At 72.6% G+C, this 21,845-nt stretch carries 19 protein-coding genes and 1 pseudogene; 12 read left to right on the forward strand and 8 right to left on the reverse strand.

Features of this window, described 5'->3' with window-relative positions; all coding sequences use genetic code 11:
* Positions 1–133: 133 nt before the first annotated feature.
* The gene (locus tag ACIRU3_RS33775; RefSeq protein WP_404064580.1) at positions 134–667 is read left to right on the forward strand and encodes a MarR family winged helix-turn-helix transcriptional regulator; all 534 of its coding nucleotides are present in this window, start codon (positions 134–136) and stop codon (positions 665–667) included.
* 254 nt (positions 668–921) lie between these two features.
* On the opposite strand, the gene ACIRU3_RS33780 is transcribed toward ACIRU3_RS33775, so the two are convergent.
* Positions 922–1,512, reverse strand: coding sequence for a TetR/AcrR family transcriptional regulator (locus tag ACIRU3_RS33780; protein ID WP_404064582.1), 591 nt, complete (start codon positions 1,510–1,512; stop codon positions 922–924).
* 286 nt (positions 1,513–1,798) lie between these two features.
* On the opposite strand from ACIRU3_RS33780, the gene ACIRU3_RS33785 reads away from it, so the two are divergent.
* The 4 genes from ACIRU3_RS33785 (at position 1,799) to ACIRU3_RS33800 (ending at position 6,686) form a co-directional block, all read left to right on the forward strand.
* Entirely contained in the window at positions 1,799–2,740 is a 942-nt protein-coding gene (locus ACIRU3_RS33785; RefSeq protein WP_404064585.1) for an alpha/beta hydrolase family protein, read from the forward strand.
* A 78-nt stretch (positions 2,741–2,818) separates the two neighbouring features.
* The gene (locus ACIRU3_RS33790; RefSeq protein ID WP_404064587.1) at positions 2,819–3,763 is read left to right on the forward strand and encodes an NAD-dependent epimerase/dehydratase family protein; all 945 of its coding nucleotides are present in this window, start codon (positions 2,819–2,821) and stop codon (positions 3,761–3,763) included.
* 482 nt (positions 3,764–4,245) lie between these two features.
* A complete protein-coding gene (locus tag ACIRU3_RS33795) occupies positions 4,246–5,715 on the forward strand; it encodes an APC family permease (RefSeq protein ID WP_404064589.1) in 1,470 nt (489 codons plus the stop codon).
* 11 nt (positions 5,716–5,726) lie between these two features.
* Entirely contained in the window at positions 5,727–6,686 is a 960-nt protein-coding gene (locus ACIRU3_RS33800) for a hypothetical protein (protein ID WP_404064592.1), read from the forward strand.
* Between the two features lie 11 nt (positions 6,687–6,697).
* Here the strand turns inward: ACIRU3_RS33800 and ACIRU3_RS33805 are convergent.
* From ACIRU3_RS33805 to ACIRU3_RS33820, 4 genes and pseudogenes are all read right to left on the reverse strand, one after another.
* Positions 6,698–7,470 (reverse strand): annotated as a pseudogene (locus ACIRU3_RS33805) (HoxN/HupN/NixA family nickel/cobalt transporter).
* Positions 7,471–7,755: 285 nt separating this feature from the next.
* Positions 7,756–8,610, reverse strand: a complete 855-nt coding sequence (prcB, locus tag ACIRU3_RS33810) for a proteasome subunit beta (protein WP_404064594.1) — start codon at positions 8,608–8,610, stop codon at positions 7,756–7,758.
* 74 nt (positions 8,611–8,684) lie between these two features.
* The gene (locus ACIRU3_RS33815) at positions 8,685–9,626 is read right to left on the reverse strand and encodes a lysylphosphatidylglycerol synthase domain-containing protein (protein WP_404064718.1); all 942 of its coding nucleotides are present in this window, start codon (positions 9,624–9,626) and stop codon (positions 8,685–8,687) included.
* Positions 9,627–9,723: 97 nt separating this feature from the next.
* A complete protein-coding gene (locus tag ACIRU3_RS33820) occupies positions 9,724–11,211 on the reverse strand; it encodes a hypothetical protein (RefSeq protein WP_404064597.1) in 1,488 nt (495 codons plus the stop codon).
* A 169-nt stretch (positions 11,212–11,380) separates the two neighbouring features.
* Between ACIRU3_RS33820 and ACIRU3_RS33825 the strand changes: the two genes are divergently transcribed.
* Together ACIRU3_RS33825 and ACIRU3_RS33830 are read left to right on the forward strand one after the other, a co-directional pair.
* Positions 11,381–11,764: a BlaI/MecI/CopY family transcriptional regulator gene (locus ACIRU3_RS33825; protein WP_404064600.1), complete on the forward strand. Its 384-nt coding sequence runs from the start codon at positions 11,381–11,383 to the stop codon at positions 11,762–11,764.
* Positions 11,761–12,654: a M48 family metalloprotease gene (locus ACIRU3_RS33830; RefSeq protein WP_404064603.1), complete on the forward strand. Its 894-nt coding sequence runs from the start codon at positions 11,761–11,763 to the stop codon at positions 12,652–12,654. Before ACIRU3_RS33825 ends, ACIRU3_RS33830 begins: the two co-directional genes overlap by 4 nt.
* Positions 12,655–12,723: 69 nt before the next feature.
* Here ACIRU3_RS33830 and ACIRU3_RS33835 read toward each other — a convergent pair whose 3' ends face one another.
* Both ACIRU3_RS33835 and ACIRU3_RS33840 read right to left on the reverse strand, forming a co-directional pair.
* The gene (locus ACIRU3_RS33835) at positions 12,724–15,066 is read right to left on the reverse strand and encodes a glycoside hydrolase family 65 protein (protein WP_404064606.1); all 2,343 of its coding nucleotides are present in this window, start codon (positions 15,064–15,066) and stop codon (positions 12,724–12,726) included.
* Entirely contained in the window at positions 15,063–15,803 is a 741-nt protein-coding gene (locus ACIRU3_RS33840) for an HAD family hydrolase (RefSeq protein WP_404064609.1), read from the reverse strand. Before ACIRU3_RS33840 ends, ACIRU3_RS33835 begins: the two co-directional genes overlap by 4 nt.
* A 119-nt stretch (positions 15,804–15,922) precedes the next feature.
* On the opposite strand from ACIRU3_RS33840, the gene ACIRU3_RS33845 reads away from it, so the two are divergent.
* On the forward strand, positions 15,923–16,609 hold the full coding sequence (locus ACIRU3_RS33845; protein ID WP_404064612.1) for a nucleoside/nucleotide kinase family protein: 687 nt from the start codon (positions 15,923–15,925) through the stop codon (positions 16,607–16,609).
* 33 nt (positions 16,610–16,642) lie between these two features.
* On the opposite strand, the gene ACIRU3_RS33850 is transcribed toward ACIRU3_RS33845, so the two are convergent.
* Positions 16,643–18,472, reverse strand: a complete 1,830-nt coding sequence (locus ACIRU3_RS33850; RefSeq protein WP_404064615.1) for a hypothetical protein — start codon at positions 18,470–18,472, stop codon at positions 16,643–16,645.
* A gap of 377 nt (positions 18,473–18,849) precedes the next feature.
* Here ACIRU3_RS33850 and ACIRU3_RS33855 point away from each other — a divergent pair, with 377 nt between their 5' ends.
* The 4 genes from ACIRU3_RS33855 to ACIRU3_RS33870 all read left to right on the forward strand — a co-directional run bounded on the left by ACIRU3_RS33855 (position 18,850) and on the right by ACIRU3_RS33870 (position 21,795).
* Positions 18,850–18,984: a hypothetical protein gene (locus ACIRU3_RS33855; protein WP_404064617.1), complete on the forward strand. Its 135-nt coding sequence runs from the start codon at positions 18,850–18,852 to the stop codon at positions 18,982–18,984.
* Positions 18,985–19,376: 392 nt separating this feature from the next.
* Complete coding sequence (locus ACIRU3_RS33860) at positions 19,377–19,700, forward strand: hypothetical protein (protein WP_404064620.1); 324 nt, start codon at positions 19,377–19,379, stop codon at positions 19,698–19,700.
* A 135-nt stretch (positions 19,701–19,835) separates the two neighbouring features.
* Entirely contained in the window at positions 19,836–19,973 is a 138-nt protein-coding gene (locus tag ACIRU3_RS33865) for a hypothetical protein (protein WP_404064622.1), read from the forward strand.
* Positions 19,974–20,064: 91 nt separating this feature from the next.
* A complete protein-coding gene (locus ACIRU3_RS33870) occupies positions 20,065–21,795 on the forward strand; it encodes a phospholipid carrier-dependent glycosyltransferase (RefSeq protein ID WP_404064625.1) in 1,731 nt (576 codons plus the stop codon).
* Positions 21,796–21,845 lie beyond the last annotated feature (50 nt).

Raw genomic sequence — 21,845 nt, forward strand, 5'->3', positions numbered from 1 at the left:
ATTCCCAGGACCACATGCGAAGCAGGTAACAGGCTCCCCACCTGGCCATTCACTCCTGGCCGCCCCGAACACATCCACGAGGCTCAGGCCCGCAGTAGAATCACGCTGACCAAGCAGGAAAGCTGAGGAAGAGATGACGCAGTCCACGCCGGAGGCCGGGAACAGCGCCGCGGGGACGGGGCGGGAGGCCACCGTCCCGATGCCGGGCGCCGCCAGAGGCGGGCCGGTCAGTCATGCGATCTTTCGTCTGGCCCGCCTGCACCGCATGTTCGCGGGACAGCTGCTGCGCCGCATCGGCCTCCACCCGGGCCAGGAGCTGGTGATGATGCACCTGTGGGAACTCGGCCCCCAGCGGCAGGCCGACCTGGTGCGGCTGATGGACTCCGACGCCGCCACCATGACCCGCACCGTCCGGCGCCTGGAACAGGCCGGCTTCGTCCGCCGCCGGCCTTCGCCCACCGACAAGCGCGCCTCGCTCATCGAACCCACAACAGCCAGCCAAGCTCTGCGCCGCGAGGTGGAGCGGGTCTGGAGTCAGCTCGAGGAGATCTCGACGGCGGGCCTCTCGGACGACGAACGCGCCGCGGCCCTGCGCACCCTGGAGCACCTGGAGCAGAACCTCGTGCGCGCCGCGGCCGAACCCGCGGGCGCAGATACTGAGGGTTAGCCTCGATCCTTTGTGACGGCACCACCCTTTCGCGATGGCACCGTCCTTAAGCGATGGCACCGTCTCTTGTGACGGCACCGTCGTCGATGCCCCTCGGCGCACTGCGGCAAGCGTCGATCAGCACCTCGGCGATGGCCCGGGCAGGTGCCGGCGACCGTGCCGGTGCGTGAGCGGCACGGCGAGCCGGGCGCTGCCCGATCCCGCTCGGGCACAGGACCCTTGAGGCAAGGACCTCGCCCTTCACGGGGCCACGGTCAGCGCGGCAGGCGCAGTCCTGCGATCAGGAACTCGACCAGCCGGCGTGCGTCGTAGCGGGGATCACTTTCGGCGCCGATGCAGAGGTTTCCGATACCGCGCATCAGCTGGTACGCGGTGAGGTCGGAGCGGATCTCGCCCGCCGCGGCGGCAGCGTCGAGGAGCTCGCCGCACACCGGCAGGAGGCGGTCGAGGAAGTAGGCGTGCAGAGTTTCGAAACCGGCACTGTCGGCCTGCAGCGCGGCGGCGAGCCCGTGCTTGGTGACCAGGAAGTCGACGAAGAGATCGACCCACCCTTCGAGGGCGGCATGCGGTGACGGACCGGTCGCCAGCAGGGCCGGGCCGGCCTCGGCGCAGGCGTCGACCTGGTGGCGGTAGACGGCGATGACGAGGTCCGCCCGGGTGGGGAAGTGACGGTAGACCGTGCCCACCCCGACGCCGGCCTCGGCCGCGATGTCACGCACGGGTGCGTCCACACCCGAGGCGACGAAGACCGCGGCCGCCGCGTCCAGCAGCGTCTGCTGATTGCGCCGGGCGTCCTTGCGCTTGGATCCGGCCGCGCTTCCCGCACGCTGTCCGCCGTCGTTCACCGCGGCACTCCTTCCATGACCGACCTTGCAAAGCGGAACGGCGTTCCGTATCGTTTGCGGAGCAAGGTTCCGGTTCAGCCATGATGGCAGACCCGGGGGACCGCCGACCAGGCCGTCCACTGCCATCACGCCCCACCGCACACCGTCGCCGACACCCGGCGTCGACATGGCTGCGCATCAGAAACGCATCTCGCCCCCTCCGCGGCCCGCGACCCGGTTCGTGGCGCCACCGACCGCCGGCCCCATCGACCCGAGGGTGCGAAGAACCTGAACGGAAGGCACTTCCATGTCCGACTCGAACACCACGAACGCGCAGCAGCGTGCGGACGGGCCCACCACGGTCGTGTCCGCGAAGCCGGTCGTCCTGCCCGTCCCGGGCCGCGGTGAGGACCTCCAGGTCCGTGTGTCCGCCCCCGTGACCGGCAGTGATCTGCCCGTCATCGTCTTCTCGCACGGCTTCGGCTCGTCGATGAACGGCTACGCGCCGCTGGCGGACCACTGGGCCGCGCACGGCTTCGTGGTCCTGCAGCCCACTCACCTCGACTCCAGGACCCTCGGCCTCCCTGCCGAGGACCCCCGTACGCCGCGGATCTGGCGCATCCGTATCGACGACCTCAAGCGCGCATTGGACGGGCTCGACGTGCTGGAAGCGTCCGTGCCCGGACTCGGCGGTCGGGTGGACCGCAGCCGCATCGCTGTCGGCGGGCACTCCTGGGGAGCGCAGACGGCGAGCGCGCTGGTGGGCGCGCGTGTCCTCGGCTCCGACGGCCGTCCCGGCGAGGACATGTCCGATCCCCGGGTCAAGGCGGGTGTCCTGCTCGCCCTGACCGGCCTGGGCGACGACCTGACCCCGTTCGCCGCCGAGCACTTCCCCTTCATGAAGCCGTCCTTCGACACCATGACGCCGCCGGCTCTCATCGTCGCCGGTGACAACGACCGGTCCCAGCTGTCCACTCGCGGGCCGGACTGGTTCACCGATCCCTACACCCACGGCCCGGGCGGCCAGACGCTCCTCACGCTGTTCGGGGCCGAGCACTCGCTGGGCGGCGTCTCCGGGTACGAGGCCGCCGAGACGACGGACGAGAACCCCGCGCGTGTCGCCCTGATCCAGCGGCTCACCACGGCCTTCCTCCGCAGCGCCCTGCACTCCGAGGACACCGGCTGGAACGCGGCGGTCACCGCCCTGGAGGACGACCCCGACCCGCTGGGGAAGCTGCAGAGCAAGTGAAGAACGGGTCCCCCGGCGGGCGTTCGACGCGATCGTCGACACCGCGCACGATCAGAATGATTCCTGAAAGGACAGACGATGATCCTCGTCACCGGAGGGTTCGGCTTCATCGGATCCCACACCGTACGAGCACTGCTCGACCTGGGCGAGGACTGCGTCGTGGTCCAGCGCCGCACCTCTGAACTCCCGGCCGTGCTCTCCGGGGCACAAGTAGCGGTGGAGCAGGCTGACGTCACCGATCGCGAAGCCCTGCTCGCGATCGGCCACCGCCACCGCATCACCGGCATCGTGCACCTGGCCGGGTCCGTCCCCTGGCCTCCCGTCCCCGACGCGCCGGTCGAGGCGACACGGCAGGCGATCGGCGGACTGCTGAACATCGCGCAGGCCGCGCAGGAGTGGGGCGTGCGGCGGCTGGGTGTCGCGAGCACGATCGGGGTCTACCTCGGCGCCCGGAACGACGGACCGCTCCGCGAGGACACCCCGCTGTCGATGAGCGCACCGGTCTCGATCCCCACCTTCAAGAAGGTCGGCGAAATGCTCGGCGGATTCCTCGCCGACACCACCGGCATCGACATCGTCAGCTATCGCGTCTCCGGCACCTGGGGCCCGCTCGGCCATCCCGACCCGTTCTTCGCCGCACCCGCCCTCATCCACGCCGCCGCCCACGGCACCGCCCCGGACCTCTCCGGCCTCGTGCGGCCGGCCTTCGCCGAGGACGGGATCGACCTCAACTACGTGAAGGACACCGGGCGGGCGATCGCCCTGCTCCAGCTCGCGGACAAACTGAACCATCGCACGTACAACGTCGGCTCCGGCCGGGCCACGACCAACGCCCAGATCATCGAGGCGATCAGAAAGGTGGTCCCCGACGCGTCGGTCGGCCTCCCCGCCGGAGGCGACGCACCGCACCTGGTCCTGGACATCAGCCGTCTCCGGGAGGACACCGGCTACCAGGCCGAGTACGACACCGAGCGAGCCGTCGGCGACTACATCGCGTGGCTGCGCGCAGGCAACAGGAACTGAGCCCGGGCTCAGCCCCGTCCACGACTCCCTCCGTGCCTGCCCGGAGGGAGCCCGCCCGGAGGGGGCATGCCCAAGGCCGGACACCGAGCGGGCCTCACCGCGTCCCGGGCGGCGACATCGCCGACGCCGTCGAGCGCAGCACACTGCTGGACCGCTACCGCGACCGGGGGCGCGCGGTGGTCGATCGGGCCGCGCCCCCACCCCCTCACCCGCATCCGAACAGGTCAGCGCAGGTTACCGGTTGGTCATCTTGAAAGGTCAATGAGTGCCGCTATCATCACACCCACGCACGGTGACCGTACGCCGACGCTGGGCAGCCCGGTGTGTCGACCACCCCCTTGTCACCACGCCCGAGTTCCTCCTGGCCGGCCCCTGACCCCGAGGCCAACCCTCCATCGGGTCGAGGCGGGTCCGCACCCCCCACCCGTACGCCGTCGGGCCAGGCGCCCGTGCGCCGTGCACGACCGGAAAGCGGCACGACCATGAGCAACAACAGGGGCAGAGGACTGCAGGCCAATGTCCTCGGCACGTTCGACACCGTGGTGATGGCGGTGGCGGGCAGCGCACCTGCGTACTCGCTCGCCGCCACCACCGCCGTCCTCGTCGGCGCGGTGGGACTGGCCAGCCCGGCCGCCCTGCTGTACTGCGCGATACCCATGCTCGGCATCGCCCTGGCGTTCAGCTACCTCAGCCGGATCGACGTCAACGCGGGCGCCAGCTACTCCTGGGTGGGCCGTACGCTCCATCCGTTCCTCGGCTTCATCAGCGGCTGGGCGCTGGTCGTCTCGGCGACCATCTTCATGGTGGCCGGTTCGCTGCCGGCCGGGTCGATGACCCTGGCCCTCTTCGACGACACGCTCGCCGACAACACGGCGCTGTCCACGGTGGTCGGCGCGGTGTGGTTCCTCGTCATGCTGGGCGTGGTGCTCGGCGGCGCCCGGCTCACCGTCCGCGCCCAGCTGCTGATGTCCGGTGTGGAGCTGGGCATTCTGGCGCTGTTCGCGGTGCTCGCCGTCTTCCACACGGACAACGCCCGTGCCTTCGACTGGTCCTGGCTCGGCTTCTCGCATTTCGACGGCATGGCCGGGTTCGCGTCCGGCGCGCTGCTCGCCGCGTTCTACTACTGGGGCTGGGACGTCACCAGCAACCTCAGTGAGGAGACCCGCAACAGCCGTCGTACGACCGGACTCGCCGGCCTGATCGGGGTCGGCATCGTCTTCCTGCTGTTCGAGGTGTTCACCATCGCGGTGAACGTCATCCTGAGCTCGAAGCAGATCGAGGAGAACGACGCCAACGTGCTGGCGGCGCTGGGCGAGGAGGTCTGGCCCGGCTGGGGCGGCAAGCTGCTCGTCGTGTCCGTGATGCTGTCCACCATCGCCACCCTGGAGACCACGCTCATCCAGGTCACGCGCTCGCTGTTCGCGATGGGCCGCGACCGTACGATGCCGTCCGGATTGGGCCGGGTGCACCGCACATGGAACACGCCCTGGGTGGCGATCGTGGTGGTCGGCGGGGTGGCGCTGGCGATGTTCATCGCCTCGAACGCACTCGGCTCGATGGGCGAGATCCTCTCCGACGCGATCTCGGCGATCGGCCTCCAGATCGCCGTCTACTACGGTCTCGCCGGCCTCGCGGTGGTCGTCGCCTACCGCAAGATGCTGCTGAAGTCGGCGGCCGACTTCGTGCTCGGCGGGCTGTGGCCGCTGTTCGGGGCCCTGTTCATGTTCTGGATCTTCGTCGAGTCGCTGGGCGAGCTGAGCGGCGCCGCGATCACGATCGGCATCGGCGGCCTCGTCGTCGGGCTCGTCCCGATGCTCTGGTACTGGCGGCAGGGCAGCGACTACTACCGGCCCGCGAAGCTGGACGCGACCCGCACCGTGGAGGCGGACTACGTTCCCGACGGCGCCGGTGCGCCGTCCCGGCTGCACGAGGGTCTCCCCACCGACTTCTGAGGGAGATCCCGATGGCGCGAGACCGTTTCACACCCGATTTCGACCCCGACTGCGGGGACGCGCCCCTCACGGCCGCCAGGCAGGACATCGTCATCGGCCGCTGGCAGGGCCTCAGGGACCTGCTGTGGGTCACCGGCGACGACTGGACGCTGCGCGGCCACCGGGTGCGGCTGCTGGCGCAGGCCTGCGCGGGCAGTTCCACGGTGGAGTCGTGGCTGGCCGCCGAGCCCGGGAACGCGGACGCCCAGGTGCTGCGCGCGGCGACGGAGACGGCCCGGGCGTTCCACCTGGCCATCACCGCCGGGCGGGGCGTTCCCATCGACCGGGACCGCATCGACACCGCGGTCCTGGCCTGTCTGCACGCCACCGACGCCTGCCCCGGGGACCCGACACCGTGGGTGGCGCTGATCTCGGTGGCGCGGCTGTATCCGACGGGGGTTCGACGGCAAGAACTGGGCCGCTGGTGGGACGAGTTGCACCGGCGTGACCCGTACACGGTGGAGGGCCACCTCCAGGTGCTGCACTACTACTCGGCCCGCTGGCACGGCACGCACGGCCTGATGTACGACTTCGCCCGCGACGCGGCCGGGGTGGCACCCCCCGGTTGCCCGCTTCCGGTGCTCGTGCAGTACGCCCGGGTCGAGGAGTACCGCTACGCCCTCGACGGCGCGCGCGGACAGCACGGTTCGGTGAGCCTGGGCCAGCACTGGAACCACGACGGCGCGGTCAACGACGTACGGCGCACCTGGGAGCGCTGGGTGCGGGCACGCCCCGACAGCGATGTCACCCCGACCGAACTGCGGGACCTCAACCAGCTGGCCCACGCGGCCTGTCTGGCCGGTGCGACGGACGTCGCCGGTGCGCTGCTGCGGCTGCTCGGCCGACGCGTCACCCGTACCCCGTGGTCGTTCACGGGCGATCCGGTCCACCAGCTGACCAAGTGGCGCGAGGAGTTGGGGCTGCGAGGGTGAAGTCACCCGGCTCACCGGCAGTTGCCGCCGCAGTCCTGACGCGCTGCCGGCGCTGGACCGCCGGACCCCTCGGCCGGTCCGGCGGTCCACTTCTCCTCGATGCGTCCCGCCTTCCACACCAGCAGGGCCATCGCCCAGGTGGCGAAGAACAGGCCGACGATGACGAAGCCGACGGTGTTGAGGTCGAGGCCCGCGTTCCAGTCCCAGAACGCCCCGTGGAGCTCCAGCCTGTCGGCGAGCAGGCCGAGGAGTTCGACGGTGCCGATGATGAGGGCGACGGCCACGGACAGGCCGGTGATGGTGAGGTTGTAGTAGACCTTGCGGACCAGCTTGGAGAACGCCCAGTCGTAGGCGAAGTTCATGAACGAGCCGTCGATGGTGTCCAGCAGGGACATGCCGGCCGCGAACAGCACGGGCAGGCACAGGATCGCGTACCAGGGCAGGCCGGAGGCCGCGCCCGAACCGGCGAGGACCAGCAGCGCGATCTCGGTGGCCGTGTCGAAGCCGAGGCCGAACAGCAGGCCCAGCGGGTACATCCGGTCACGCCGATGCCGAAGGCCGCCGGTTCTCCGGCAGTTGTGGTGCCGACGCTGAAGTGCTCGGGGGCGACGATCCCGACCAGCGTGCCCCAGCCGATCATGTGCAGGGCGAAGACGAAGGCGGCCATCCCACCGACCCTGGTCCACTCCTGCCGCGTCATGGAGCCGCGGACGCGGTGCCAGGCCGAACGCGGGGCGTCGGCCTGAGCGGGGAGGGACGGAGCGGAACCAGGGGCGGCCGTCATCGGGAGGTGTTTCCTCGGGTCGTGCCGGTCAGGCTGTGCCAAGCAGCCTTGTGCCATCCTCCCGTACCTGCAACTGATGTGCAGTAAAGGCCGCGGCAGGCCTTCCCCATGAGGAGGGAAAGCCGGCCGTGGGAGGTCGGCGGGGAGCAGGCCCTGGCCCTGTCCGTCCGCCGCGTCGCGCACGCCGGGCCGGGCGAGGCGCGGACCACTGCGTCGGCGGTGACCCGGGCGGGACCCGGCCTGCCGACGGAAACCCGAACGCATCCTGAGAGCGCGGTCCCGGGGTCAGACGCCGGCGTGCGGTCCGTCCGGGCGGCCGCCGCGCTGCCGGACCGTCTCCCGGCTCAGCTCCTCGCTCTCCGCCTCGGTCAGCCGCTCGAAGCCGTCCTCGGTGATGACCGAGACCACCGGGAAGATACGGCGGTTGAGGTCGGGGCCGCCGGTGGCCGAGTCGTCGTCGGCGGCGTCGTACAGCGCCTGGAGCGCGGCCAGGGCGGCCTCCCGGCGGGTGAGGTCCGGCCGGAACAGCTTCTTCAGGGCGCCCCGGGCGTACGGGGAGCCGGAGCCCTCGGCGTGGAAGTCCCGTTTCTCGTACAGGCCGCCGGTCGCGTCGAAGGCGAAGATACGGCCGCGGCCGCCCTCGGCCGCGGTGGTGTCGTAGCCGGCGAGCAGCGGGACGACGGCGAGGCCCTGCATGGCCTGGGCGAGGTTCTGCCGGATCATGGCCGCGAGCCGGGTCGCCTTGGCGCCCAGGCTCATCGGTGCGCCCTCGATCTTCTCGAAGTGCGTGAGTTCGACCTGGTAGAGCCGCACCATGTCGAGCGCGAGGCCGACGGTGCCGGCGAAGGCGACGGCCGTGTGGCCGTCGGCGGGGTGCACCTTCTCCAGGTCGCGCTGGGCGATGAGGTTGCCCATCGTGGCCCTGCGGTCGCCGGCGATCAGGACTCCGTCGCGGAAGGTGAGGGCGAGCACCGTGGTGCCGTGCGGGAAGCGGCCGGGCTCTGCCCGCACACCGTCCGGGAACGGCGCCGCGGTGGGCAGCAGGCCGGGGCGGTGTGCGGCAAGGAACTCGGTGAAGGACGAGGTCCCGGGTGTGAAGAACTCCTCCGCAGGCCGCCCCGTCAGGTGATGCTCCGTCATGCCGTTCCCCCTCCTGGGCCGCCCGGCCCTCCTCGTCTCCTACCTGGCACGGGCACCCGGGAAACTCCCGTCTCTCACAGGGCCTTGCGGCGTACCAGCAGCGCCAGCACCAGCAGGCCCGGGAGCAGTGGCAGCCACACGGTCAGCAGCCGGTAGCCCAGCACCGCGGAGGCGGCGGTCGCGGCGGGGGCGCCGGACGTGGTCAGTGCGAGGGCGAGGGCGGCGTCGAGGGAGCCGAGCCCGCCCGGAGTGGGGAGCAGGGCGGCCGCGCTGCTGGCGGCGAGGTAGAGCAGGGCCACCTGGAGCGGGGCCAGGGGCAGGCCGACGGCCCGGGTGACGGCGATCAGCACGAGGGCGTGCAGGGCGGCGAAGGCCAGCGAGCCGCCCCAGAGGGCGGCCGCGCGGGCCGGACGGGCGTGCACGGCACGGATGTCGGCCGGCACACCCGCCAGCGCGCGGCGGCAGCGCGGGCGCAGCGGACCGGCCAGGAGAGCAGCCGCCACGGTCGCGACGCCGAGGACGGCGGCGACCGCGGCCGGGGAGACGTGCGGGACACGCAGCAGGCCCGGGCAGAGCGGGGCGAGCGCCGCGATCAGCGCGAGGCGGATCACGGCGCCCGCGGTGGCCTTGACGGCGAGCGCGCCGGCCGAGCGGCCCGCCGGCAGCCCGCAGCGCATGAGGAAGCGCAGGTTCACCGCGCCGGCCCCGAGCCCGGCGGGGAGCAGGTGGTTGGCGGCGGAGGCGGCGAACTGCGCGGCGAGCAGCCGCGGTCCGGGCAGCCGCCGGGCTACCGCGCCCTGCTGGGCGAGCGCGGACGCCGCCCAGGTGCCCATGGCCGCCGCCGCGGCGGCCAGCAGCCATCCCTGGTCGGCGGCGGCCAGCCGCCGCGCCCCGGTCTCCAGCACCGGCCAGTGCCGCCGGGCCAGGTAGGCGGCGCCCAGCAGGACGGCGAGGCAGACCAGGGTGGGCCAGTAGGCCGGGCGGCGGCCGACGGCGAGGTCCGCGGGAGTGGTCAGGAGCGGGCCGGGGGAAGGGCGGGCGGCGTCAGCGGCCGTCTCCGGTACGGCATGCCGGGTCATGGACCCCCTCCCCCGCGTCCGTCACAGCGCCAGGTCATGAACCGGCCTCTGGTACGGCGTAGTAGAGGCGCGGCCCGTCGAGCGGCACGGACGGCCAGTGGCGGGCGTACCCGGGCGGCCGGGAGCCCGAGGGCACCAGGGTGGCCACCGGGGTGCGGCGCGCGGTGCGGGCGATGACCTGTTCCGTGCTGTTGGCGTTGTGCCCGTTCGTCGCCGCCGAGGAACAGCCGGCGTAGAACGCCACCGGGATGGCCTCGTGCCCGGTGAGCAGACAGGGCGGGCGGACACCGAGCCGGTGGAGGGTGGCGGTGGTCCGGGACCAGGTGCGGTGGGCGGTGGTGGTGCGGTCCACGACGTGCATCAGGACGGCGAGTTGCACCCCGAGGTGGGTGGCGAGCCCGAGCGCCACCAGTGCGACGGCCACCCGTCGCCCGGTGCGGGCGGGGGCGGTCACGAGGTGGACGAGTGCGTCGGCGACGGGGATCGCCAGCAGGGCGTAGGCGGGCTGCAGGAAACGGGGCGCCGCGTAGTCGATCAGGAACAGGTAGGGGAAGGCGGCCGTCGCGGCGCAGGCGAGCGTGAGCAGGGTGGGCGCCGTACGCCGGGCCCGAACCGCGACCGTCAGGCCGAGCACGGCGAGCAGGGGCAGCACGAACCACCAGACGGTGAGCAGCGGGTGGGGCAGCGCGCCGGTGCACGGCCGGCACAACCCCCGCCCGCCCAGGCTGCGGAGTTGGTCGACGACGGCGAGGTGCCAGCCGAGTCCGCCCTGGATCGCCGAGGCGTCGGACAGCCGGCGGACGAGGCCTCCGTAGCCGGCATAGGCCTCGATCACCCACTCGACCGCGCCGGCGGCGAGCCCGGCGAGCAGGACGAGCGCAATCCGCCAGTGGCGGCGGAGCAGGGCGAGGGCGAGGAGCGGCAGGGTGACCCAGACGGCGTCCATGGGCCGCATCCAGGCCATCAGCGCGCCGCTCGCGGCCAGGCCCCACAGTGCGGCTCGGTCGGTGCGGTCCGCACGGGCGCGCAGGAAGCAGGCCACGGCGGCCAGGGCGCCGACGGCCACCCAGTAGTTGGGCATGGCCTGGGGGCCGTAGAACAGGGTCACCCACAAGGAGGCGAACAGGGCGCCGGCGAGGGCGAGCACGCGGACGGGGAACAGGCCCCGCCAGGCGCGCAGTGCCAGGAAGAGGGCGAGGCCGGACAGGACGGCGAGGTAGACCCGCAGCAGCGCCGTCGACGAGGACCAGGCGGCGACGGGGGCGACCAGAAGGGTGACGCCCCGCGCGCGGGGTGCGCTGAAGAAGGCCGCGGGAGCGTGTCCGCTGACCTGGCTGACGTACACGGTCTCGTCCCAGCCGAGGCCCATGCCGGGCCGGACCAGCAGCAGTTGGGCCAGCGTGAAGGCGGCCGCGACGGCCGCTAGCGGCCAGCCGGCGCGGGCCCGTGCGGTGACGGTGGACGCGCGGCGCGGGCGCTCGCGCCGGGCCGCCTCGGCTGTGGCATGCGCGCTGCCGGCCATGATCACCCCTTTGTCCCTACGGTTCGTAGGGTCGCGTCGGTCACCCTACAGCCTGTAGGGCTGCGGACGAGAGTCGGGGAGAACACGGACAAACTAGCCTGAATGACATGCTGGTGCGCGGCGAATGGGGCCATCCGGCCCACGGCCCTACGCGCTGTAAGGTTGGAGCATGGCTGGCACAGGGTCCCGCGGCAGGGCGGAGCGTCGCAGCGCCGGGGAGTTGGAGAGCGAGGTGCTGGCCGCCCTCTGGGCCACCGAGCGGCCGCTGACCCCGGCGGAGATCCAGGCCGAGATAGGTGGCGGGCTCGCCTACAACACGGTGCACACCATCCTCAAACGCCTGTACGACAAGGGGCTGGTGCTGCGGGACGCCGACGGGCGGCGCGGCGCGTACCGCCCGGCGAAGAATGCTGCGGAGCTGACCGCCGAGGCGATGCACGAGGCCCTGGACCGGGGTCCGGATCCGATCGCGGCGCTCCAGCAGTTCGTGACCGGTCTGAGCCCCGAGGAGGAGCGGGCGCTGCGCGAGTTGCTCGCCGGAGGCGGCGCATGAGGTTCGACGTGTACACCCCGCTGCTGCTGTCCGTGCTGCTCCCCGTGGTCAGCCCGGTGATCGGCCGGCGGGTGGCGCCCGCGCTCGCCGCGCGTGTGCTCACCTCGGCCGCCGCGCTGACCGCCGCGGCCACGACGTGGTCTCTGGTGCTGCTGTCCGCCGCCCTGCTGGGGGACGCGCCCCCGGTGGTCGCGGAGGCCCGGGAGGACGGCCGCCCGCTGGTCGACCCGGTGCCCGAGGTGATCGGCGTCGCGGCGGTCCTCGCCCTGCTGGCCGTCCTGTACCGGGTGCACCGGGCGGTGCGGTGCGAGCGGGCGACGCGGCGGGCCCTGCGGCGCCTGTGCGAGGGGCACCCGGCGGACACCGAGCTGATCGTCGCCGCCTCACCCGTGCCGCAGGCGTTCGCCGTTCCCGGCCGGCCCGGCCGGATCCTGGTCACCTCCGCGATGCTGGGCGCGCTGCGGCCGGCCGAGCGGCGGGTGCTGCTCGCGCACGAGCGGGCCCATCTGGCGCACCGGCACGGCCCGCTGGTGACGGCGGCGACGCTCGCCGCGGCGGCCAACCCGCTGCTCGGTCCGGTCCGTTCCACCGTGACCTTCCTGGTGGAGCGGTGGGCGGACGAGCAGGCGGCGGCCACCGTCGGGGACCGGCGGACCACCGCCCGCGCCCTGGCCCGCGCCGCGCTCACCGCCGGCAGCTCTCGGCCCGCCTGCGCCCTGAACTTCACGGACCGCGCCGTCACCCGCCGCATCGCGGCGCTGCAGACGGCCCCGCCGCCGCACCTGTGGCCGCCGGCCCTGGCCGTCCTCGCCCTGGGCGCCCTGCCGGCGATCGGCGCGGCCGACGCCACCCGTGATCTGTTCGGGCTCCTGGCGAGCGTGCTGGTCTAGGAGGCGTCCTCGGCAGGGCGCCGAACCGGTGGGCACCTTCCCGGCCGGCGCCTTGCGGGAGGTCCCCGTTCAGCCGCTGTTCGGCGCCCGGTGCACAGGCTGCTCGGGTACCGGACGGGGGGCGACCGGTGGGAGGGAACGGGCGGCGGGCTCGTCGATGCTCACCCTCAGCTCCTCCCCGTGATGGTGGAGCGTGAGCGCCGGTCCGTCCAGCAGCGTGTACGTCGCCTTGTCGGCGCCGATCTCCACCCTGAGGCGGCGGCCGCGGAACTGGAGGCTGAAGGCCAGGCGGCTCAGCCGCCGCGGGAGGCGCGGCGCGAACCGCAGTCCCCCGCTCTCCCGGCGCAGCCCGCCGAAGCCCGCGACCAACGCCATCCAGGTGCCGGCCAGCGACGCGATGTGCAGTCCGTCCCGGGTGTTGTGCTCCAGGTCCTGCAGGTCCATCAGGGCCGCCTCGGCCGTGTAGTCGTAGGCGAGCCCCAGATGGCCCGTCCGGGCGGCGACGACGGCCTGGCAACAAGCGGACAAGGAGGAGTCGCGTACGGTCAGCGGTTCGTAGTAGGCGAAGTTGCGGGCGGCCTGCTCGTCGCCGAAGTGGGCTCCGCAGGTGTACATCGCCAGCACCAGGTCGGCCTGTTTGACGACCTGTTTGCGGTAGAGGTCGAAGTAGGGGAAGTTCAGCAGCAGCGGGTACTGGTCCGGGCGCGTGTTGGCGAAGTCCCAGCGCTGGTAGCGGGTGAATCCGGCGTGCTGTTCGTGCACGCCGAGTTCGTCGTTGTAGGGGATGTGCACGACCTCCGCGGCCTCCCGCCAGGCCGCCCGCTCCACCTCGTCCACGCCGAGGCGCTCCGCCTCGCGCGGGTACCGCTCGACGGCGTCGGCGGCGGCCAGCAAGTTCTGGCGGGCCATCAGGTTGGTGTAGATGTTGTCGTCGGCGACCGCGCTGTACTCGTCGGGGCCGGTGACGCCGTCGATGTGGAAGACGCCGTGGTGGTCGTGGTGACCGAGCGAGCGCCACAGGCGGGCGGTCTCCACCAGCAGTTCGACGCCGGCCTCCCGTTCGAAGGCGGTGTCGCCGGTGGCCTCGGCGTAGCGGACCACCGCGTCGGCTATGTCGGCGTTCACGTGGAAGGCCGCGGTGCCGGCCGGCCAGTACGCCGAGCCCTCCGAGCCCTGGATGGTCCGCCAGGGGAACGCGGCCCCGCCGAGCCCCAGTTGGGCCGCCCGCTCGCGTGCCTCGTCCAGGGTGCTGTGCCGCCAGCGCAGCGCCTCGGCGACGGCCTCGGGGGCGGTGTGGGTGAGTACGGGCAGTACGAACATCTCGGTGTCCCAGAACGCGTGCCCGTCGTAGCCGGAGCCGGTCAGCCCCTTGGCGGGTATCGCCCGCCGCTCGGCGCGGGCCCCGGCCTGCAGGACGTGGAAGAGGGCGAACCGTACGGCCTGCTGGATCTCCTCGTCGCCGTCCACCTCGACGTCCGCGCGCGACCAGAAATCGTCCAGGCAGGTCCGCTGGTCCTCCAGGAGCCCCTGCCAGCCGTCGTGCGCGGCGGCCGCGAGGGCCGCGTCGACCTGGTCGGCCATCGCGGGCAGCGAGCGGGTGCCGGACCAGCCGTGGGCGACCAGCTTCTCCACCCGCAGCGTCTGGCCCGGCTCCAGGACGGAGGTGACGGTGAGCCGGGCCACGTCGGTGTCGCTCTCGCTGCCGGTCGTGGTGCGCTCGGGCCCGGCGACCACATGGTCGGCGGCGACGGCGACCCGCAGGCCGCTGCGCCGGGTGCGGTGCACCAGCCGCAGCCGGTGCCCGGAGGCGAAGTCGTCCTCCTGCTCCAGCGGCGACTTGAGTGCCATCGCCGCACGCGGGTCGCCGTTCGGGGCGGGCAGCTGCTCGCCCGCGACCAGCTCCGACTGGATCACCACCCGGCAGCGGCGGCCGACGGCCTCCACCTCGTAGGCCACCGCGGCCACCGCCCGCTGGGTCAGCGACACCAGCCGGGTCGAGCGCACCCGGACCGTGGAGCCGGCCGGGGACGTCCACTCGCAGGTCCGCTCCAGGACTCCGCGGCGCAGGTCCAGGACGCGCTCGTGGGCGACGAGCCGGCCGTAGCGCAGGTCGAACGGCTCGTCGTCCACCAGCAGCCGCAGGATCTTGCCGTTGGTGACGTTGATGACCGTCTGCCCGGACTCCGGATTGCCGTAGCCGGCCTCCGCGTACGGCAGCGGGTGCACCTCGTGCACCCCGTTGAGGTAGCTGCCGGGCAGGCCGTGCGGTTCGCCCTCGTCGAGGTTGCCGCGCCAGCCGATGTGGCCGTTGGACAGGGCGAACACCGACTCGCTCTGGGCGAGCACATCGAGGTGGAGGTCCGTCTCGCGCACGCTCCACGGCTCGACCGTGTACGAACGGTGGGTGATCACCGCTTGCCTCCCAGCTCGGTGAGGTCCTTGACGACGATGCTCGCGCCGTGGGCGTACAGCGCGTCGGCCTGTCCGACCCGGTCGACGCCGACGACGTGTCCGAAGCCGCCCGCGCGGCCGGCGTCCATGCCGGCCAGGGCATCCTCGAAGACGGCCGCCCGCGCCGCCTCGACGCCCAGGTCGCGGGCCGCGGCCAGGAAGGTGTCGGGGTGCGGCTTGCCCGGCAGTCCGCGTTCGGCGGCGACCACGCCGTCGACCCGTACGTCGAAGAAGTGCTCGGCGCCGACGGCACGCAGCACGTCCCTGCAGTTGGCGCTGGAGGAGACGATCGCGGTGCGCAGACCCTGCGCGCGGACGGCCTCCAGATAGCGCACGGTGCCCTCGTAGGCCTCCACGCCGCCGGTGCGGATCCTCTCCAGCAGCAGGTCGTTCTTGCGGTTGCCGAGGCCGTGCACGGTGCGGGCGTCCGGCGGGTCGTCGGGGGCGCCCTCGGGCAGGTGGATGCCGCGCGAGTCGAGGAAGGTGCGGACCCCGTCGGCACGTGGGCGTCCGTCGACGTACTCGTCGTAGTCGGCGACCTCGTCGAACGGCCGTTCCTGCGGGCCCTGGTGGTCGCGCAGGAACGCGTCGAACGTCTCCTTCCAGGCGGCCGCGTGGACGACGGCCGTCTTGGTGACGACTCCGTCGAGGTCGAAGAGACAGGCCAGGATCGTGTCGGGCAGACCGAGCTGAGTCATACCCAGCACTGTTCCCCGTGGGGCGGCGTCCAGTGGGTGGCGAGCACCACATGCGCCGTACCTTCGAAGCTTCGCACCGGGCGCTCACCGGCATGGCTCCTGGTGACAGACTCTGCCGTGTGCCGCTGACCTTCGACGACCTTCTCATCCGCGCCCGCGCCCTCTCCGCGGGCGGACGGCGCGCGATCCTCGGGATCGCGGGCGGCCCGGGCACGGGCAAGACGACGCTGGCCGAGCACGTGGTGCGCGCGCTGAACGCCGACGGCCCGCCCCGGGTGGCGCACGTTCCCATGGACGGGTTCCATCTGGCCGACGTCGAACTGGACCGGCTGGGCCGCCGGGACCGCAAGGGCGCGCCGGACACCTTCGACGCGGCCGGGTACGCGGCGCTGCTGCGGCGGCTGCGCGAGGAGACCGACGAGGTGGTGTACGCGCCCGGGTTCGAGCGGGTGCTGGAACAGCCGATCGCGGGCGCGATCCCGGTGCCGACGACGGCGCGGCTGGTGGTGACCGAGGGCAACTACCTGCTGCTGGAGCAGGGTTCGTGGGCACGGGTGCGGCCGTGCCTGGACGAGGTGTGGTTCTGCGAGATCGACGAGCAGGAGCGGATCCGCCGGCTGGTGGCCCGGCACGAGGAGTTCGGCAAGGACCGCGCGGCGGCCGTGGCCTGGGTGCTGGGGACGGACCAGCGCAATGCCGACCTGATCGCGACGACGCGCGACCGGGCGGACCTGGTCGTGCCGTCCGGCGCGCTGCCCGCGCCGGACGCGGCGCCACACCTCCGGCCGGCGGCCGGGCACGACTGAACGACTGCCCGGCCGCTCGCGCACGGCCCGCGCTCAGACGCTCAGGGTCAGACCGGGCTCGCCGAGGGCATCGCCGGCCGGATCCCCGAGTACGGCGGTGAACGCCTCGGTGCGTACCGTCAGGCCCGGCTCGTCGCCGTGGAAGGCGGGCGCGAAGGGTCCGCCCGGCCCGTACCGTACGGCGAACACATGCAGCCCGTCCGGTGTGCCCGGCGCCGGGTCGGCTTCGAGCGCCGTGGAGCCGACCAGGTGGCGCCAGCCCTCGTCGGGGTTGCCGTAGCCGCGCGGGTCGGCCGCGAGTGCGAACGCCGCCTGCTCCTGGGCGAGTTCGGCGCGGGCGTCGAAGTGGTCGGGGCCCGTGTCCGTGGGATGCGTGAGGCGCAGCCCGCCCGCGGAGGCGACCGCGCCCTCGGCGGTCCGGCGCACCCGGTCGCCGTCGTCGGCGGCGTACGGCAGCCCGGACAGCAGGTAGGGCGCGCCGTCGAGCCGCTCCACGGCGACCGTCACCCACAGGGCGGTGCCGTCGGTGACGTACAACGACCGCACATGGCGCAGCACATGATCGCGGCCCACCACGGGCTTGGTGACCAGCTTCGCGGTGAGCCCGCCGGCGCGTACGTCCCGCACGCGCACCCGGCCCATGGGACGGCACAGCAGGAAACCGTCCGCCACCGGGCCGAACCCGTGCTGCCGGCGTACCGCCGCGGGCAGGTAGTAGGTGCCGTCCGCCTCGACGAGCGAGGGGGTCATGCGGCTGTCGAAGGCTACGGAGACCGCGCCGGAGCGCAGTTGGTGGCGGGCGGGGGCCGCCGACGGGGTGCGGTGCCAGCGGGTGGTGTCCTGGATCTGCCAGACCAGCATGAAGGCGAAGTGGCCGTCGATCCGGCCGTCCCGCTGGACGGCGTGCCGGCCCCAGCGGGTGTCGCCCCGGTAGCGGCCCAGGTCGGCACCGATGCGCGCGCCGAAGTAGCGCAGGCCGAGGACGGACTCGAACCCGGAGTGCTGTTCGCTGTAGCGGGGGCCGCCGTTGTCGAAGCCGCCGTTCGTCAGACGGGCGTCGAGGTAGCGGGCGAGTGTGTCGCCGTCCTCGGCGAACACCTCCTCGCCGCTGACCCGGTGGGCCTGGGCGAGGAAGGACAGGGAGATCGGGCCGTAGTTGTTGTCGTAGGCCCCGCCGTGCTCGGGCGGAAGCAGGGCACCCCGGTCCCGGACCCGGTGGGCGCGGATCTCCTCCGTGTACAGGGCGAGTGCGCGGGAGCGGACCGACTCCCCTTCCCCGTCGGGGAGATGGGGGGCGAGCATCAGGCCGCCGACCACACAGCCGATGGCCTGGTTGCCGGCTTCCTGGGGGTTGAAGAAGGTCACCTCGGTCAGCCGGCGCCAGTAGCCGTGCGCCAACTCCCTCAGTTCGGTGCGCTGTTCGTCGGTCAGGAGGCCGCCGGCCGCGTCGAGGACGTTGACGGCCTGGAGCAGTGCCCACACGGTGCTCGGCCAGTCGCCGATGGGGTGCGCGCCCGCTTCCAGCACATAACGGGCGTACGGGAGACCCGAGTCGGTGATGCGGAGGTTCGGATAGCCGGGGTTGTCCTCGGTGTAGACGCGCTCGCGCAGATGGAAGGCGAGGCTGCGGCGCACCGCTCGGGGCAGCCGGGGGTCCTGGCCGCGCTGCCAGGCGAGGGCCAGCAGGGAGGTGATGCCGAGGGAGGTGTCGCCGACGTCGTCCAGGGCGTCGGGGTGTTCCAGGCAGCCCTCGGGGGTCAGGCGGGCCAGGGCCTGCTCGGTGGCGTCGGCAAGGACGGCGTCGTACGCATCCGGGGTGTCCGGCAGGTCGTGCAGCGGGCCGCGCTGGTGTGGCAGATGCACTCGGGATCAGCCCTTCATTCCGGTGGTCGCCAGGCCTTCCACCAGCCTCTTCCGGAAGACGAGGAAGCAGATGAGCGTCGGCGGGAGGGCCGGCGTCGACATCGCGAACATCGCGCCGTAGGAGGAGCCGCTGGTTGTCCAGGAAGAGGGTCGGGCCCAGCGGGACGGTGTAGCGGGCGTTCTGCTGAAGGTGGACGAGCCGGCTGAGGAAGTCGTCGTAGGTCCAGGTGAAGGTGAAGACCGTGGTGGTGACCGGGGCGGGCCTCATCAGCGGCAGGATGATCTTCCACTAGATCTGGGAGGGATCGGCACCGTCCATCATCGCGGCCTGGTCCGATTCACGTGGGACGGAGCGGATGAACTGCACCATCAGGAAGATGAAGAAGGCGTCCGTCACCGGCCACCCCGGTGAATCCTCGGCGTCGGCCGCCTCGCTTCAGATCCGCGACGACCTGGCTTCTGGCCGCCGTCCGGTTGCGGAAGGAGGGATCTGCGTGGCGACATCCGAATGACGTGGAGCGTGATGCCGACGCAATCCGGCTTCTGCGGTGGCCGGGGAGCGCCTGGGCGCACCAGCTGCCCCGATGACACTTCACACGTCCCTGGTTAGCGGCTGAGCAACTGCACCGCCATTGCGCTCAACAGGGTCGGACCGCCGTTGGCGGCCGTGCGATACCGGGGGATAGTCTCGCACCCGCATTGATCAACAACCGACACTCAACAACGGGGACTCACAGGCATGTCGACGCCTCCACCGCAGTACCAGAATCAGCCCCCGTACGGGCAGCCGCAGCAGCCCTACGGATACCCGCAGCAGCCACAGCCACAGGCCCCGTACGGACACCCCCGGCAACCGCAGCCTCCCCGTGGGCCGCAGCGACCGCAGCCGGGCGGACTGGGGCGGATGCTGAAGTCCGCCGTTGTCGTCATCGCGGTGTTCGGCGCCCTCGGCTACTGGGTCTGGGACTACAACACCGATCCCAACGGCGGCAAGGCGAAGAAGGAGGCCGAGGCGGCGTTGCACAATCCCACCATCGGCGACTGCGTCAAAGTTGAGGACCCTCAGGGCAGTCCAGTTCCGACGGTCGTCGACTGCGACTCTCCCGAAGCCGAGTACAAGATGGGCGACCTGGTGGTCGCGGGCCGGCAATGCGGGGCCGAGTACGACTACGGCATCAAGGTCACCCGCCGGGGCCGCGGCTCCACGATGTGCTTCACCAAGCTCTGACCTCTGATCCCGTTCGGGCCGCCGTTCGCAAGGGCGGGCGGCGGCCGTGCGAGCGCCTCGGGCCGATCGGTCTCCCTCCCCCGGTACGTCTGGAGCGCCTCACCCGGGCGGCTCGACACCGAGCGGCCGCCGGCCGTGGGCAGCACGCTGCCGGTGCTCGGCATGCCCCGGCTGCGCGGACGGTTCGACCGCGTCGAGGTGAACTCCGACGCGCTGCGGGCCGTACCCGTGTACACGGCGGAAGGTCTGTCGGTACGACTCGTGAAGCGGTGACGCCCCGGTGGCGGGAGCGGTGCGACAGTAGGGCCATGATCCGGCCCCGGCTCGCTCCCGCCCCCGCACGTCCGGTGCCACCGCGGGGCGGATGATGGCGCACGAACAGCACACGGCCCAGGCGGGCCGGGCGGTCCTGGCACCCGAGGCCCCGGGCGCAGACGGTCCCCCGCCCGCTCCGGCCCGGGCCCGTCCGTACGCGTGGCTGCGCCGCCGGCGGCGCTGGCCGGTGCCGCTCCTGGTGGCGCTGCTGCTGGCCCAGATGGCCGCCGCCATGGTCACCACGGCCGTGCAGCAGACGCCCACCATCGACGAACCCGTGTACGTGGCCACGGCCACCGACTACCTGCAAGAGCACCGGCTGCGGTACAACCCCGAGCATCCGCCGCTCGGCAAGCTGCTGATCGCGGCCGGGGTGGCGGTGGCCGACCCGCACTACGACCCGTCGTACACCGGCACCCAGGGCGAGGTGGGCCGGCATCTGCTGTACGAGTCGGGCAACGACCCGGGGCGGCTGATGCTGTGGGCGCGGCTGCCGGTGATCGCGCTGACCCTGCTGTTCGGGCTGGTCGTGTTCGCGTTCGCGCGGGAGGTGGTGGGTGGGTCGGGCGGTCTGGTGGCGCTCGCGCTGTACGCCTTCTCCCCGGACGTGATCGCGCACGGCTCGCTGGCCACGCTGGACGTGCTGGCGGCCGGGTTCGTTCTGACGTCCGCCTGGCTGGTGTGGCGGGCGCGGCGGCGGCCTCGGCGGTATCTGCCCCTGGCGGCCGCGGCCCTCGGGGCCGCCGTGGCGACGAAGATGAGCGCGCTGCCTGCGGTGCCGGTGGTGATGCTCCTCGCGGTGGTGTCGGTGTGGCATGCCCGGCACGAGGCCGAGCGGCGTCGGAAGGTGCTGCTGGGGCTGGCGGGGGCGGCGGTCGTGGCGCTGGTGGCGGTCGGCGTCGTGTGGGCCGTGTATCTCGCGGTCGACCCTCGGCTGCGGTTCACGCCGGCCGACCCGGTGCCGGCCGTGCACGGGCTGCGTGGGCGGGTGACGGACCTGCTGCCGCTGCCCGACGCGTACCGGGCCGGGATGCGGGTGCAGTTCGGGCTGGAGAACTACCCCTGGCAGGGCTATCTGTTCGGGCATCTGTACACGGGTTCGCTGTGGTACTACCTGCCGGCCGCCCTGCTGGTGAAGACGCCGCTCGGGCTGCTGGCGCTGGGCGCGGCCGGCGCGGTGGCCGTGGTGGCGGCACGGCGGCTGCGGCCCGCGGCACCGTATCTGCTGCTGCCGCCCGCGGTGCTGCTGGCGACGGCCATGACGGGCTCGCGGGACTTCGGGACGCGGTACGCGCTGTTCGTGCCGATGTTCCTCGCGGTGGCGGCGGCCGGTGTGCTCACGTGGCGGTGGCGGTGGCCGGGGTGGTTGCCGGGGTTGCCGGTGGGGCTGGTGGTGCTGTTCGTGGCGGTGAGTTCGCTGTGGACGTTCCCGTACTACCTGCCGTACGCCAACGAGGCGTTCGGCGGGCCGGCGAACACGCATCGGCTGCTGCACGACTCCAACGTGGACTGGGGTCAGGATCTGGGCCGGCTCGCCGACCGTCTGCGGCAGCGGTATGCGGGCGAGCGGGTGTGGCTGGTCTACAAGGGCAGCGGCGTGCCGTCGTCCTACGGCATCAGTGCGTCCGATCCGCGCAAGGTGCCGATGGACAGCGTGCACGGCCTGCTGGTGGTGTCGGACTCCGCGGCCGCCAAGGCACGCGGTGGACTGGCCGAGTTGATCGATTCCAGCCGCCCGATCGATCAGGTCGGTCATTCGATCACCCTGTACCGGCGGTGAGCCTGCCGGCCCGTCACAGCCCCTGGTCACCACGGCCGGTGAGCTATGTT

This window comes from Streptomyces sp. NPDC101151, assembly GCF_044768335.1.
GTDB lineage: Bacteria > Actinomycetota > Actinomycetes > Streptomycetales > Streptomycetaceae > Streptomyces.

Coding starts and splice junctions, on each gene's coding strand:
- ACIRU3_RS33820 (WP_404064597.1), bottom strand. CDS start 11,211: ATGGCCGGCAGCGCGCATGCCACAGCCGAGGCGGCCCGGCGCGAGCGC.
- ACIRU3_RS33775 (WP_404064580.1), top strand. CDS start 134: ATGACGCAGTCCACGCCGGAGGCCGGGAACAGCGCCGCGGGGACGGGG.
- ACIRU3_RS33825 (WP_404064600.1), top strand. CDS start 11,381: ATGGCTGGCACAGGGTCCCGCGGCAGGGCGGAGCGTCGCAGCGCCGGG.
- ACIRU3_RS33785 (WP_404064585.1), top strand. CDS start 1,799: ATGTCCGACTCGAACACCACGAACGCGCAGCAGCGTGCGGACGGGCCC.
- ACIRU3_RS33870 (WP_404064625.1), top strand. CDS start 20,065: ATGATGGCGCACGAACAGCACACGGCCCAGGCGGGCCGGGCGGTCCTG.
- ACIRU3_RS33790 (WP_404064587.1), top strand. CDS start 2,819: ATGATCCTCGTCACCGGAGGGTTCGGCTTCATCGGATCCCACACCGTA.
- ACIRU3_RS33800 (WP_404064592.1), top strand. CDS start 5,727: ATGGCGCGAGACCGTTTCACACCCGATTTCGACCCCGACTGCGGGGAC.
- prcB (WP_404064594.1), bottom strand. CDS start 8,610: ATGACGGAGCATCACCTGACGGGGCGGCCTGCGGAGGAGTTCTTCACA.
- ACIRU3_RS33830 (WP_404064603.1), top strand. CDS start 11,761: ATGAGGTTCGACGTGTACACCCCGCTGCTGCTGTCCGTGCTGCTCCCC.
- ACIRU3_RS33840 (WP_404064609.1), bottom strand. CDS start 15,803: ATGACTCAGCTCGGTCTGCCCGACACGATCCTGGCCTGTCTCTTCGAC.
- ACIRU3_RS33855 (WP_404064617.1), top strand. CDS start 18,850: ATGAAGAAGGCGTCCGTCACCGGCCACCCCGGTGAATCCTCGGCGTCG.
- ACIRU3_RS33860 (WP_404064620.1), top strand. CDS start 19,377: ATGCTGAAGTCCGCCGTTGTCGTCATCGCGGTGTTCGGCGCCCTCGGC.
- ACIRU3_RS33795 (WP_404064589.1), top strand. CDS start 4,246: ATGAGCAACAACAGGGGCAGAGGACTGCAGGCCAATGTCCTCGGCACG.